Raw genomic sequence first — 13,416 nt, 5'->3', positions numbered from 1 at the left:
TGATTGGATTCAGAAGTTAGTAGTTCAGCCAAATTGTGGCTACCTGAAAAATTTGTCTCAATCGACTGTCGAGTTGAGGATACTTACCAAATTTCAGGTAGCCTCCTCATCCCCGCCCTGTTCGCCTTTGCGCCTTATGCCGGCGCTGGGCACTTCCTTGTCTTTGCTTCGCCAAAGAAAGGCGACTGCGGGCACAGGTTTGGCTTCGCCAAACTTCCCTCACTCCACGTGGTTTTTCGGGCGGGCTCGCAACTTGCGGCTGCGCCGCTTCAGGCATGCAAGCCCTTATTCCCCGAAAAACCGCGCTCCGTTCGGCTGCACCAGCAGGCGAGTGGCCAGCCCAATGATTTGGTGGTTAAATATCCCTTTTCTGGGCTTTTGGATGTACAAATTAAAGGCTACCTGAAAACGCAAGCTGCAACAGTTTTCAGGTAGCCTCTATATGCTTAGGCGTTCAGCACCACCACGCCCTCCACTTCCACCAGCACGCCTTTAGGCAGGGCAGACACCTGCACGGCGGCACGGGCGGGGAAGGGTTCGTGGCAGTATTCGCCCATGATTTGGTTGAAGGTGGCGAAGTTGGAAAGGTCGGTGAGGTAGGCATTGAGTTTCACCACATCAGCAAAGCTGCCACCGGCGGCTTCAATCACGGCTTTGAGGTTTTCAAACACTTGGCGGGTTTGCTCAGCAAAGCCGCCTTCCACCACCTGCATGGTGGCAGGCACCAGCGGAATCTGGCCGCTTAAATAGATAGTATTGCCGGCACGCACGGCTTGGGAATAAGCACCGATGGCGGCAGGGGCATTGTTGGTATGAATGATGGTTTTGGCCATAATGGAACTCCTTATATGTTGATTGCTGAAAAGAGTCTTAATTATATCGCCAACGGCAGGGGCAAACCAAACAGTCGGCAACGACGCATACAAAGTAAGTCTACCTGAAACCGATTATTTCCGCCGCAACAACACCCCGCTCTCAATATGCGGCGTAAACGGGAATTGGTCGAACAGCGCGGCGCGTTCGATGCAGTGGGTTTGTGTGAGCGTGGCGAGATTGGCGTGCAGGGTTTCCGGGTTGCAGGAAACATAGATGATGTTGCTGAAATTCTGCAGCAGGCGCAGGGTGGCATCGTCTATGCCGGCGCGCGGCGGATCAACAAACACGGTAGAGAAGGCATAATCCGCCAGCTCGATGCCCTGCTCCAGCAAGCGGCGGAAACGGCGCACGCCGTGGTAGGCCTGGGTAAACTCTTCGGCGGAAAGCCGCGCCAGGCGGATGTTGGCCGCACCGTTGGCTTCGATATTCCACTGCGCCGCCTGCACCGAAGTTTTCGACAATTCCGTGGCCAGCACGCGGCGGAAATAACGCGCCAGCGGCAGGGTGAAATTGCCGTTGCCGCAATAAAGCTCCAGCAAATCGCCGCCCAGCCCAGCCGCCGCGCTGCAAACCCAATCCAACATTTTTTGGCACACCAGCGCATTGGGCTGGCTGAAGCCGCCTTCGTATTGGCGATAGAGCCAATCGCGCCCGTCGGCATGCAGGCGTTCGGTAACGAAATCCTGCGCCAACACCAGCTTTTGCCCACGGCTGCGGCCGATAATCATGATGCCCAATTCGCGCTGCAAACGCGCCGCCGCAGCCTGCCATTGCCCGCACAGCCGCTTGTGGTAAATCATGCCCACCAGCATATCACCGCTCAGGGTAGACAAAAATTCGCACTGATACCACCGCTCCCGCAACAGCGGATCGGCCTGCACGGTAGCTAGCAGCCGGGGCATTAGGGCATTGATCGCGGCAGAAGCGGCAGGCAGGGAATCGATCCGGCGCAAAGAGGCCGAACCGGCCTTCTGCCCGGGCTCGAACATGGCATAGCTGATGTTGTCGCCTTCGTGCCAAACACGAAACTCGGCACGCATCCGATAATGCTCTTCAGGCGAAGCAAACACCTGCCATTCGGGTGGGGAAAATTCGGCAAAACGCTGTTTCAGGTAGCCTACTTTTTGTTGCAGCTGGGCGGTGTATTCAGGGCTGGGCTGGGTCATGGGGAGCGTGGGGATTGGAGCAAAAAATAAGGATTATAGCGGGAAAGAAGAAGCTACCTGAAAGCGAAGCGGGGGCTGTACAAAACCCAGATTCCAGATTATCGCAAGCGGGTAGCAAATACTCTTCCTACCTTGCTAAAGAGGCTACCTGAAACTTTCAGGTAGCCTTTTGCACCCTCGTGCCATCAACGCCGATATTCGTTCAACAGCGTTTCCTGCATATCCAGCCCTTTTTCCCCTTCCTGCGCAACGGCACGAACATAGCTGCCGTCGGGCTGCATCAGCCAGGCTTTGCGGTTGTCGGCCAGGGCGAGGGTGAGGGCTTCGCGCATGATGCGCTGTTTGATGTCCGGGCTTTCCACGGGAGTGCAGATTTCGATGCGGCGGAAGAAGTTGCGGCTCATCCAGTCGGCGCTGGCGATGAAGAGCTCTTCGCGCCCGCCACTGTGGAAGTAGAACACGCGGGAGTGTTCGAGCAGGCGGCCGATGATGGAGCGCACGCGGATGTTTTCGGAAAGGCCGGGCACGCCGGGGCGCAGGGTACACATGCCGCGCACGATCAGATCTATCTGCACGCCCGCCTGGCTGGCTTGATACAGGGCACGGATGATGCCGGGCTCGATCAGCGAATTCATTTTGGCAATGATGAGGGCGGGGCGGCCGGCTCGGGCTTCGGCAGTTTCAGCATCAATGCGCTCCAACAGCATTGGACTGAGGGTGAAAGGGCTCTGATAAAGCTTATTGAGCCGCGTGGGCTGGCCGAGGCCGGTGATTTCCATAAAGATGGCGTTCACGTCGGCGGTGATGGCTTCATCGGCGGTGAGCAGCCCAAAATCGGTGTAGATGCGGGAGGTGCCTTGGTGGTAGTTGCCGGTGCCGAGGTGAGCGTAGCGTTTCAGGTAGCCTCCTTCGCGGCGGATAACGAGTGCCATTTTGGCGTGCACTTTGTAGCCGAATACGCCGTACACCACATGCGCGCCCGCGCTCTCCAGCCGTCGCGCCCAGTTGACGTTGTTTTCTTCATCAAACCGCGCCATCAGCTCAACCACCACAGTTACCTGTTTGCCCGCATTGGCGGCGGCAATCAGGGCGCGGGCGAGGTCGGAATGAGTGCCGGTGCGGTAGATCGTCATCTTGATGGCCACCACCTCCGGATCGGCGGCAGCTTCTTGGATGAAGCGCACGGTAGGGGCGATGGATTGGTAGGGGTGGTGCAGCAGCACATCATGCTGTTTGAGCACTTCAGGCATGGGCTGGTCTTTGCGCACATCTTTGGGCAGGCTGGGCGAGAATGGTGGGAATTTCAAATCGGCACGATCCACCATATCGGGCACAGCCATCAGCCGCACCAGGTTCACGGGGCCAACCACTTGGTAGAGCTCGTTCGGGCTCAAATTGCATTGTGTGAGCAGGAATCCAGCCACATGCGGCGGACAGTTGTCGGCCACTTCCAGCCGCACTTCGTCGCCATACTGCCGCCCGCGCAGCTCGGTTTGCACGGCGGCGCGCAGGTTGGTGAGGTCTTCTTCATCCACCGTGAGTTCGCTATTGCGCGTGAGGCGGAATTGGTAGCAGCCTTCCACATCCATGCCAGGGAAGAGCTTGTGCACATAGGCATGCAAAATGGAAGAAAGCAACACGAAACCGTGCCCTTCGCTAAGCTCTTCAGGCAGTTTCACCACGCGCGGCAGAATGCGCGGCGCCTGCACCACAGCCATACCGGAAGCGCGGCCGAAAGCGTCTTTGCCAGAAAGCGCTACCGCGAAGTTGAGCGATTTGTTGAGCAAGCGCGGGAAAGGGTGTGCCGGGTCGAGCCCCAGCGGGGTGAGGATGGGCAGCAGCTCGCGGTCGAAATAGCTTTCAACCCAGGCGCACTGTTTGTCTGTCCACTGGTGGCGCGGGTAAAAGAAAATGCCCTCTTTGCGCAGCGCGGGAATCAGCTCTTTGTTAAACAGCTCATATTGCTCCTGAATTAATTTTTTGGCCTCGGCAGCAGCGGCAGCCATGGTTTCGGTGGGCGTGGTGCCGTTATCCAAAAGCGCGTGCGGGTTGAGCTGGCTTTCCTTCTTCAGCCAAGCCATGCGCACTTCGAAAAATTCGTCTAAATTGGAAGAAACGATACACAAAAAGCGCAACCGCTCCAAAAGCGGCACGCCCTCGTCCCGTGCCTGCGCCAGCACGCGGCGGTTGAACGCCAGCAGGCTCAGTTCGCGGCAAAGGATGGTAGGCTGGTTCGGCATAAGGCTACCTGAAAAAGAAAAATGAATGAAAACGCTGTGTAAACAAACAGCTGTTTGGAGGGAATTAGCGCTATAATGATTATACCGCCATCAGCAAAGTGCCGTGCGCGGCAGCTATAGTTTATAGCAATTATCGTTCCAACCTGCGCCCGAAGACAAGATATGGGCACGAAGCAGGCCGAACATTTCCACCCGCCACCTTTCGGGAGACCCATCATGCGAACCCTGCTCCTCATCTGCACCATCCTCTTCAGCGCTGCCGCCGCAGCCGAAACCAGCGCCCAAATCAACCTGCAAATCAACCCCTCCGCCGATTACTACTACGGCGGCTACGACAACTACCCCGGCTACTACCCCAGCCGCAGCTACTATTTCTACAACGGCTCCAACCAATACGGCGGCGGCGAAATCCAAACCACCGAGCAATACAGCCGCGGCGGCATCGGTTACACCGAACACCGCAACTGCCACACCAGCGCCGGCTCCACCATCTGCACCGGCAACTGGCGGCCCGTATCGCCCGTGCGCGGCAATATCCAAATCAACTACCGGCGCTAAACGCCCCGCAGCAATTAAGCAATAGTAGAATTAAGGCTACCTGAAAACCATCCGATAGGTTTTCAGGTAGCCTTTTCCATTCCCACGCAACCCGCAGCCAAGCTATCGGTAAAACCGCTGCCCCATCCCGTTATCGCAATATTGCAGGCTCACCGTGCCGCCGCTGCCGTCCAGGCACAGGCCGTTGGCGGCGCTGCGGATGTGGCTGCCCTCGGCAATCCAATGCTGGCTGCGGCTGTTTTGGCAGGCGGTGGCGATGACGGGGCTGCCGGCGCCGCCGGTGGCTTCGGCGCACAGGCCGTTGATGTTGAGGCGCGGGCCGTCGAACATGAATTGTTGGTTATTGCGCCCGTGGCAGGGCTGGCTGACCAGGTAGGTGGGCATGCCGCTGCGTTCGAGGCTGAGGCAGGAATTGTCGGCGGCCTGGCGCAGCAGGGTGCGGCGGCCGTTGTTGAGCACGGGGCGGTAGTAGCCGTCGAGCGGGGAGCTTTCGCTCATGATGACGGTGGTGCCCGGGGCGGCATCCACGCGCACGGTTTTGTGCACGGTGTGTGTGGTTTCCACGGGCAAATCGAGCGAGAAAAACCGCCCGTTTGGGCCGTCGAGATACGTGCAGGCGGGGAGGGCGAGCAGGGCAATCAGGAATAGCGGGATTTTCATAGCGGCTCTTTCGGTGTGGCGGAGGAGTGGGCTACCTGAAAGCCGGCATCAACGGTCGGTGAGCAGTTTGCGCATCAGCCGGCATTCGATGCCGATTTCCTGGTTGAGCGGCAGCATGGCTTCACCCAGCGGGCGGTAGCCGTTGAGCAGGTAAAACTGTTCGGAATTGAGCGAGGCGTAGAGCTTGAGCATGCCCAGCCCGTGTTGGTAGGCCAGCTCTTCGGCGCGACCGAGCAGGGCGGTGCCGAGGCCTTGGCGCTGCACGAAGGGGTGCACATACAGGGCATCGAGCTGGGATTCTTGCAGATTAAGCTGGAAAAAGCCTTGGATGTGGTGCTTAAATTCGATCACCCACAAGAGCTTGCGTTCGTCTTCGAGGGTGTCGAGGTAGCTGTCGGGGCTGAGCAGGGCAAGCCAGGCTTGCAGCACGGCTTCGCTGTAGTTGCGGGCGCAGGTGTAGCGCACGGCGTATTGGTGGGCGTTGTAGATGTGTTCGCAATCTTGGATGCGTGCCGGACGCAGGTGGGTAATCAGGCTCATAACGGGCGGGGAGTGCGGTGAAACTGGCGGAATTATATAGCTTGTCCAATAGAATAACCAATTGGCTCGGGCAATCGGGATATAATTGGGGCTACCTGAAAGTATGAGCCGCAACGCAGTTCAAATCACGGCGCACTTTTCAGGTAGCCTTCAAGCAGCGGGATAGATGTTTACAATATCTTGTTTTTTGTTACGATCCGATCATCGGCAATACCCTTATTCCCCCTTTCCAAACAGGAGCGGCAAGATGAAGCAAACCATGATGAACACGGCAGCGGGCGTATTGGCGGCAGTGCTATTGGGCAGTGCGGGCTTGGCATATGCCAACCCCTATCCGGTTGGCTCGCAGCAATGGCACAACTTTAATGGCATCATGCAGTCGGAAGCAGATCGGATACAACGCGAGCGCAATGCCGTACGGCAACAGCCGATCAACCGCGGCCCCACCGCCGCCGAAATACGCGCCTGGGAGCAGCGCGAGGCGGAGGTGCAAGCCGAAATCGTGGAACTGCGCCGCACGCCGTTTTATATGGCCATCGCTAACGATTTCGGCAGCAACCAAATGATGTGGGCTGGCGGTTTTAGTACCGAGCAGCGGGCGGTGGAAGAGGCACTCAAGCAATGCCGCACCTCCAATTGCAGGGTTATCAAAACATTGAGCAACTCCTGCGCCGTGGTGGTGGGTGCCACCAACCACCCGCGTTCCGACTCTGATTTCTTCATCGGCATACATAAAGATGACCGGGTAGCAGCACATCAAGCAATGCAGGCTTGCGAAACAATGCATGGCAAAAACCACCAAGATAGATGTTTCTACTCAACCGTCCGTACTAAAAACGGCACGGCTTTCTGCGTGGGCTACGATTACAGCGTGTACGGGCAGGAATAAAGCCTGCCGTTTGAGGCTGAAAGGCTACCTGAAAATATTTCAGGTAGCCTTTCCCTTGCCAAGAGCCTCTATAGCTAAAGCACATTTTTTCATACCAGGCAGCGGGCAGTGCAGAAGGGGCAGGGGTGATTTTCAGCCTCGCAGAAACTCGTTTTACCCGTTTTCAGGCAGCCTCAAAGCTTGGGCGGGCTGCCTGAAAACAGGGAGCGCAATTCTAAGCGGAATCCTGTTTTTATACAGGGCGGCAAGGGAAATGCAGGCCTACGTTGCCAACCCTTTCCCACGGGGCGGGCAGCCTGCTTGGTTTCAGGCAGCCCATTCCCATTCCTGCTTTCCCAGACGCAACCCGCCACTATCCCAACATGCCCGGCTCAGGCAAATCAGCGAAGCCGCGTTCGCGGATGATTTGGCAGGAGTTGCCAGGTATCTTTTGCGCGCTTCACCGCTGCGCATGCCGTCGCAGGGCTCGCCGGTAAGCTGGAATTTGAAATGGCGCAGTTCGGTGATGGATTCCATGTTTCAGGCAGCCTCTGCCGGGCGTGAGGCTACCTGAAACTTAATATCAATCCGTTGACATTTCCAGCGCCTGTTTGATGTCTACGGCCACGATGCGGGACACGCCTTTTTCCTGCATGGTAACGCCGATGAGCTGCTCGGCCATTTCCATGGTGAGGCGGTTGTGGGAAATATACAGGAACTGGGTTTGGGCAGACATTTCTTTCACCAGATTGCAGAAGCGGGCGGTATTGGCGTCGTCTAGCGGGGCGTCCACTTCGTCGAGCAGGCAGAAGGGGGCGGGATTGAGGCTGAACAGGGCGAACACGAGGCTCATGGCGGTGAGGGCTTTTTCGCCGCCGGAGAGCAGGTGGATGGTGCTGTTTTTCTTGCCAGGCGGGCGCGCCATGATGGATACGCCGGCGGTGAGCAAATCGTCGCCCACCATGTGCAGGCTGGCTTCGCCGCCGCCGAACAGGGTGGGGAAGAAGGTTTGCACTTTTTGGTTCACGGCATCGAAGGTGGCTTGGAAGCGCTGTTTGGTTTCACCGTCGATTTGGGCGATGGCTTCTTCCAGCAGCGCGATGGCGGATTGCAGGTCGGCGCGTTGGTTTTGGTAGTAGCCGTCGCGCTCGCGGGCTTCGGCCAATTCGTCGAGCGCGGCCAGGTTCACCGCGCCGAGAGCTTGGATGCGGCGGGAAATGCTGTCGATTTGCTGCGGCCAGTCGGTTTTCAGGTAGCCTGCCTGCTGTTCGGCTTCGAGCGCGGCAATATCGGCCTGGCGCGCCAATAGGTTATCGTGGAAGCGTTTGGCGTTGAGCAGGGCTTCCTGCTGCTGCAACAGGGCGGTTTGGGCGGCCTGCTGCCACTGCGGCAGCTCGGCGGCCAGTGCCTGCTGGCGGGCGTATTGCTGCCTGCCCTGCTCTTGGGTTTCGGCTAACTCGGTGGCGGCGGCCCGGATTTGCTCTTCCAGCGTGAAGGCGGCTTCAGCCAATTCTTCCAGCTGCAGGCGCTGCCCGTCTTCGTTGTCTTCGGCGTAGGTGAGGGCGAGCTCGCTTTGGCGTTGCTGCCAATCGGCTTTTTGCTGCACCAGCGCGGCCATGCGGGCGGCGATGTTTTGCAGCTGCTGGGTTTGGCGGTGGGCTTCGAGTTCGGCGGCGCTGCGGCGGCGGTCGGCCTCGAGCACGGCTTGGCGGGCTTGGCGCAGGGCTTGCTGCGTCTGTTGGCTGTGCTCGGCTTGGGTGCGGCTCTCGGCTTCCAGTTCGGGCAGGTTCTCTTCGAGGGCGGCGGTTTCTTCGGCCAGGGTTTCGGCGGCGCACGCCAGCTCTTCGGCTTCCTGCGCCAGCTGGGCTTGCTCTTGGGCGATGTGTTCGCGCCGCTGCTGTGCCTGTGCGGCGCGGGCGGCAAGGGCGCCGGCCTGCTGTTGGGCGGCGGCCAGCTCGGCGGCGAGGCGGCGCTGTTCGGTTTGGGCTTGGCGCAGTTCGGCTTCGGCTTGGGCTTGCTGCTGCGCCAGTTTCTCGGCTTCGGCTCGGGCTACCTGAAACTGCGGCTGCCATTCGGCCAGTGCGGCGGCGATTTCGTCGTGGCGGGTGCGGTGGCGCATTTGCCGGTTGCCGCCGTCGGCATGGTGCAGCAGCACGCCGAGGCGGTCGATGCGGTGGCCTTGCGGGGTGAGCCATTCTTGGCCGAGCTCGAGGCGGCTGCGGTGCACCAGCGCGTAATCCAAATCGGGGGCGCACAAAATGCCTTCGAGCCAGTGGGCTAAGGCTACCTGAAAAGGCGGATCGGCCTGGATTTGGTGAATCAGCGCCTGAGCCGGGCTGGCGGCACGGTGGGCGTGGGCTTCGCGGTCGAACCAGGCGGCGGGGGATTCGGGCAGCGGCGACGGCGGCTGGAAATCAGCGGGCAGCGCGCGGGCGTTGAGCCGCTCGCCGAGCACGGCGGCCAGCGCGCCCTGCCATTCTTCGGGCACGCGGATGTGCTGCCACAGGGCGGGGGCATCGGCTTGTTCGCTGCCCTGCCAGAAGTTGTGGCGGGCGGTGTCGGCCAGCAGGGCGGCAAGGGTTTTCTGCTCGGCTTCGGCGGCGAGGATACGGCGTTCGTGTTCCTGTTCGCGTTCGCGGGCGGCGGCGAGGGCGGGTTTCAGGTAGCCTGTTTGCTCTTCGAGCCGTTGCAGTTGCTTCTCGCCCTGCTGGTATTGGGCGGCAAGGGTGTCGGCCCGGGCTTGCACGGCGGCGGTGTCCTGCCCGGCATCGCTTTGCAGGGCGGCGGCTTCCTGCTGTAAACGGGCTTGGCGCTCTTGCAGCCGGCTGATGCTTTGGCGGCTGTGTTGCAGTTGCTGCTGCTTCAGGGCGAGCTCGCGGCGGAGGCGGGCGGCTTCGTCGTGCCGGCTTTGCTGCTGTTCGGCGGCCTGCTGCTGAGCGGCCTCGAGCTCGGGCAGTTGCTCTTCGAGGGCGGCGGCTTCGGCGGTGAGCAGTTCGAGCTGCATCTGCTGCTGTTCGGCGGCCTGTTCGGCAGCGACGTGCTGCTGTTGCAACTCGGCGTGTTCGCCGTCGATTTTCCGGATGGCGGCTTGAGCGGCGGCCTGTTCGCGTTCGAGGCGCTGGCGTTGGCTCTGCCGCGAGCGGATTTGCTCTTCGAGGCGGGCGGTTTGCTCGCGCAGCAGGGCGTGTTGCTGGTTGAGCCGGTATTGCTCGGCCTGCTGTTGCTGCTCGGTTTGGCGCAACACTTGCACGGCATCGTTCATGGCTTGGTTTTGCCGGGCGAGTTCGTCTTGCCGCTCGCGGGCGCGTTCGTGTTCGGCGGCGGCGCGGTCGGCGGCGGCAAGGGTGTGCCGCCATTGGGCGAAGTCGTGGCGGTTTTGCGCTTGGTTGAGCTCGGCGGTAAGGCTGCGGTAGCGTTCGGCGGCGGCGGCCTGGCGTTGGAGTTTTTCCACTTGGCGGCCGAGTTCGGTCTGCAAATCGCCGAGGCGTTGGAGGTGCTCGCGGGTGTCGCGCAGGCGGTTTTCGGTTTCGCGGCGGCGTTCTTTGTATTTGGATACGCCGGCGGCTTCTTCGATGTGGGCGCGCAATTCTTCGGGGCGGGCTTCGATGATACGGGCAATCATGCCCTGTTCGATCACGGCGTAGCCGCGCGCGCCGACACCGGTACCGAGGAAAAGGTCGGTGATGTCGCGGCGGCGCACTTGTTGGCCGTTGATGTAGTAGCTGGATTCGCCTTGGCGGGTGAGCTGGCGGCGGATGCTGATTTCGCCGTATTGCCCCCATGCGCCCTGCAGGCTGCCGTCGGCATTGCTGAATACGAGCTCCACGGAGGCTCGGGGGGCGGGACGGCGGGTGGCGGCGCCGTTGAAAATCACGTCTTGCATGCTCTCGCCGCGCAGCTGTTTGGCCGAGGCTTCGCCCAGCACCCAGCGCACGGCGTCGATAACGTTGGATTTGCCGCAGCCGTTGGGCCCGATTACAGCCACCAGCTGGCCGGGCACGTGGATGGTGGTGGGGTCGGTAAAAGATTTGAAACCGGCAAGTTTGATGTGGGTGAGGCGCATGAAAAACAATGAAAAAGCGGAATGTCGTATTTTAAAAGAAAGGCGGCGGGGCGGGCTACCTGAAAAGGCTACCTGAAACAGAAAGAAGGTTTCAGGCAGCCTTTTGCTGTGCCTTCTTGCGTCGCCTAGCGCGCCGATACCAAGCGATACTGAGCCAGAGCCAGCCTGCTCCGGCTACTGTGGCGGCGCGTGTCCAAAGGCGGGCATACAGCCGCCAGTTTTCGGTTTCTTCCTGCGGGCTGAAGGCGGCGCGGTAGTGCCGCTCGCTGCCGTCTTTGGTGTAGGCAAGCTCGGTAATCACGTGGTAGCTCAGCCAATGAGCTTGGGTAATGCTTTGCACGGATAGGGTTTCTTCACGCTGCCAAACGTTTTCGTCATATTGGCACAACGGGTCGGACAGGTTGTGGCAATCCAAATTGAGCTGCTTGCCTTCGGCGGTGCGGATGCTGCCGGCCACGTGGAGGTTGTCGTCATCGTCATACCATTGCCGCCGCAGCAGCTCGGCGGCGGCATGGTGCGTATAAGCCACGGCTACGTTCAAATGCCGCTGCCGCTTGCTCAACTCAGCCGAAGTTACCAATGCGCCCATGCCCAACACAACGGCCAGCAGCATGCCGAATAGCCAAAATACGGGTAGGCTAAACGAAATACGCATTATGTTGCGGTCGAGCTGCTGTTTTTCCTGCCGCATCCGCCGCATGGTGTGAAAAAAATTGCCCATTTGCTTTCCTGCATGCAGTGGCTGATTGTATAGCGAAACAGGCAAGGTAGGCCATGAATAGGCTGAGGCTACCTGAAAGCAGGTTACTGCCAAACCAGAAACAGCCCGCCAAATGATAGATTTGCTTTTGCCAAACAATAGCATTTTGTAATACAATGCTAATTTTGAGTAACAACTCATTTACCATTCAAATCAATGGATAAGCAAAAGAAACTCGTTACGGTGATGGTGTTGGACGAACACCGCACCGAAACTTTCGTGATCGCTGAATCACGGCTGCGCGCTATCAAGCCCACCGTCATCGGCCTTTCCGTGGCCACGGTGACGCTCTTGGCTGCTCTGTTGGCGTTGGGTTGGCACCACTACCAAAGCTACAACCGCTTTGCGCAACAACAACAGCAAACTCAAGCACTCAGCCAGCAAATCGAAGACTTGAAAGAAGCGCGTTCCGCTGAGGTTAGCGCCAAACTCAATCAACTCGCCCAATCCGAAAAAGCCGTGGCCGATCTGCAAAACTACCTACGTCAGCGAGGTGCGAACGTACCCACCCCAAAACCAGCTACCGCTTCCGAAGAAGGCAAGCCCATCCACCAAGCCGGCGGCCCGCGCAACATCCTACCGCCAGCCGACACGCCAGAATTCAGCCAAACTATTGAAAATCTACTCAAAGTAGCCAACAATGTACCACTTGGCCGCCCCGCTCAAGGCGGAATCTCCTCCGGCTTCGGCCCCAGGCACAACCCGTTTAGCGGCAAAGGCAGTGAGTTTCATCATGGCCTAGATTTTCGCGGCAACATTGGCGACCCCGTACGCGTTACTGCCAACGGCACAGTGGAATTTGCCGGCACCATGAACGGCTACGGCCAAGTGGTGAAAGTGCGCCACGGCTACGGCTACAGCACTGTGTATGGACATTTATCGCACATCGGCGTGCAACCCGGCCAAACTGTTAAAGCCGGCGACCTCATCGGCAAAATCGGCTCCACCGGCCGCTCCACCGGTCCGCATCTGCACTACGAAGTGCGCCTCAACAACGAGCCGCACGATCCCGCCACTTTCCTCAGCCTCGCAAAATAAACACGCGCGGCACTCCATTTCAATTCAATCCGCGGAGAAACAACCATGTTTAAAGATAAAAAAGACCGTTCCCAACCCAGCAACTCCACCAGTGCCATCGACACCATCATCGGTGCACAATGCCGGATTCAGGGCGACATCCTGAGCCAGCAATCGGTGAAAATCGACGGCCAAATCCAAGGCAATGTGCAAGCCGGCGGCACCGTCATCGTTGGCGACAAAGGCGCGGTGAATGGCGACATCCGCGGCAGCGATCTGATCGTGTTCGGCAAAACCGAAGGCCTGATTGAAGTGAAAAAACTACACCTCAAGCCCAACGCTCGCGTAACTGGCAACATCCGCACCCAATCCCTACAAGTGGAAGATGGAGCCGTTTACACCGGCGATATCCGCATGGATCGCAATGCCGGCAACGCCTCCCTTCCTCCTGCCGGCATCTCCCCGGGAAAAGCCATCGCCGCACCGGCAGATAAGCTAGCAAATAAATAGTCTTGCCCGGTCTGAGGAAGAGGCTGTCTGAAACATTCAGGCAGCCTCTCTCCTTTCCTCGTTCCATTCCTCACCCATTTCTTCGTCTCCTCTTCTCTCTCGTTTCTTTATCCCCACTTCCTTTTCCAACTCACACTGTACCGCTATCCCGGATTTCC

13 protein-coding genes are annotated in these 13,416 nt (G+C 59.1%); 5 read left to right on the top strand and 8 right to left on the bottom strand.

Features of this window, described 5'->3' with window-relative positions:
* Positions 1 to 3: 3 nt before the first annotated feature.
* Complete coding sequence (locus tag A7P97_RS08715) at positions 4 to 435, top strand: hypothetical protein (RefSeq protein WP_156497504.1); 432 nt, start codon at positions 4 to 6, stop codon at positions 433 to 435.
* 11 nt (positions 436 to 446) lie between these two features.
* Here A7P97_RS08715 and A7P97_RS08710 read toward each other — a convergent pair whose 3' ends face one another.
* From A7P97_RS08710 to ppk1, 3 genes are all read right to left on the bottom strand, one after another.
* Entirely contained in the window at positions 447 to 833 is a 387-nt protein-coding gene (locus A7P97_RS08710) for a RidA family protein (RefSeq protein WP_067529268.1), read from the bottom strand.
* A 114-nt stretch (positions 834 to 947) separates the two neighbouring features.
* The gene (gene trmA / locus A7P97_RS08705) at positions 948 to 2,042 is read right to left on the bottom strand and encodes a tRNA (uridine(54)-C5)-methyltransferase TrmA (protein ID WP_067529267.1); all 1,095 of its coding nucleotides are present in this window, start codon (positions 2,040 to 2,042) and stop codon (positions 948 to 950) included.
* 185 nt (positions 2,043 to 2,227) lie between these two features.
* Complete coding sequence (ppk1, locus tag A7P97_RS08700) at positions 2,228 to 4,282, bottom strand: polyphosphate kinase 1 (RefSeq protein WP_067529266.1); 2,055 nt, start codon at positions 4,280 to 4,282, stop codon at positions 2,228 to 2,230.
* A 216-nt stretch (positions 4,283 to 4,498) separates the two neighbouring features.
* Here ppk1 and A7P97_RS08695 point away from each other — a divergent pair, with 216 nt between their 5' ends.
* A complete protein-coding gene (locus A7P97_RS08695) occupies positions 4,499 to 4,840 on the top strand; it encodes a hypothetical protein (RefSeq protein WP_067529264.1) in 342 nt (113 codons plus the stop codon).
* Between the two features lie 102 nt (positions 4,841 to 4,942).
* Here the strand turns inward: A7P97_RS08695 and A7P97_RS10255 are convergent, their stop codons facing one another.
* The gene (locus A7P97_RS10255; protein ID WP_067529263.1) at positions 4,943 to 5,500 is read right to left on the bottom strand and encodes an RICIN domain-containing protein; all 558 of its coding nucleotides are present in this window, start codon (positions 5,498 to 5,500) and stop codon (positions 4,943 to 4,945) included.
* 48 nt (positions 5,501 to 5,548) lie between these two features.
* The gene (locus tag A7P97_RS08685; RefSeq protein ID WP_067449017.1) at positions 5,549 to 6,040 is read right to left on the bottom strand and encodes a GNAT family N-acetyltransferase; all 492 of its coding nucleotides are present in this window, start codon (positions 6,038 to 6,040) and stop codon (positions 5,549 to 5,551) included.
* A gap of 247 nt (positions 6,041 to 6,287) precedes the next feature.
* Between A7P97_RS08685 and A7P97_RS08680 the strand changes: the two genes are divergently transcribed.
* On the top strand, positions 6,288 to 6,929 hold the full coding sequence (locus A7P97_RS08680; RefSeq protein WP_067529261.1) for a DUF4189 domain-containing protein: 642 nt from the start codon (positions 6,288 to 6,290) through the stop codon (positions 6,927 to 6,929).
* A gap of 306 nt (positions 6,930 to 7,235) precedes the next feature.
* On the opposite strand, the gene A7P97_RS08675 is transcribed toward A7P97_RS08680, so the two are convergent.
* The 3 genes from A7P97_RS08675 to A7P97_RS08665 form a co-directional block, all read right to left on the bottom strand.
* Positions 7,236 to 7,445: a hypothetical protein gene (locus tag A7P97_RS08675; RefSeq protein WP_067529258.1), complete on the bottom strand. Its 210-nt coding sequence runs from the start codon at positions 7,443 to 7,445 to the stop codon at positions 7,236 to 7,238.
* A gap of 46 nt (positions 7,446 to 7,491) precedes the next feature.
* A complete protein-coding gene (smc, locus tag A7P97_RS08670) occupies positions 7,492 to 10,971 on the bottom strand; it encodes a chromosome segregation protein SMC (protein ID WP_067529299.1) in 3,480 nt (1,159 codons plus the stop codon).
* A gap of 91 nt (positions 10,972 to 11,062) precedes the next feature.
* Complete coding sequence (locus A7P97_RS08665; RefSeq protein ID WP_067529253.1) at positions 11,063 to 11,692, bottom strand: hypothetical protein; 630 nt, start codon at positions 11,690 to 11,692, stop codon at positions 11,063 to 11,065.
* Positions 11,693 to 11,887: 195 nt separating this feature from the next.
* Between A7P97_RS08665 and A7P97_RS08660 the strand changes: the two genes are divergently transcribed.
* Together A7P97_RS08660 and A7P97_RS08655 are read left to right on the top strand one after the other, a co-directional pair.
* A complete protein-coding gene (locus A7P97_RS08660) occupies positions 11,888 to 12,769 on the top strand; it encodes a M23 family metallopeptidase (RefSeq protein ID WP_067441738.1) in 882 nt (293 codons plus the stop codon).
* Between the two features lie 45 nt (positions 12,770 to 12,814).
* Positions 12,815 to 13,258, top strand: a complete 444-nt coding sequence (locus tag A7P97_RS08655) for a polymer-forming cytoskeletal protein (RefSeq protein ID WP_067441735.1) — start codon at positions 12,815 to 12,817, stop codon at positions 13,256 to 13,258.
* Positions 13,259 to 13,416: the final 158 nt, after the last annotated feature.

This window comes from Eikenella sp. NML070372 (assembly GCF_001648415.1).
Lineage (GTDB): Bacteria > Pseudomonadota > Gammaproteobacteria > Burkholderiales > Neisseriaceae > Eikenella > Eikenella exigua.
Note: the sequence above shows the minus strand (reverse complement) of the source record. Positions and strands in the feature narration are given on the sequence as shown.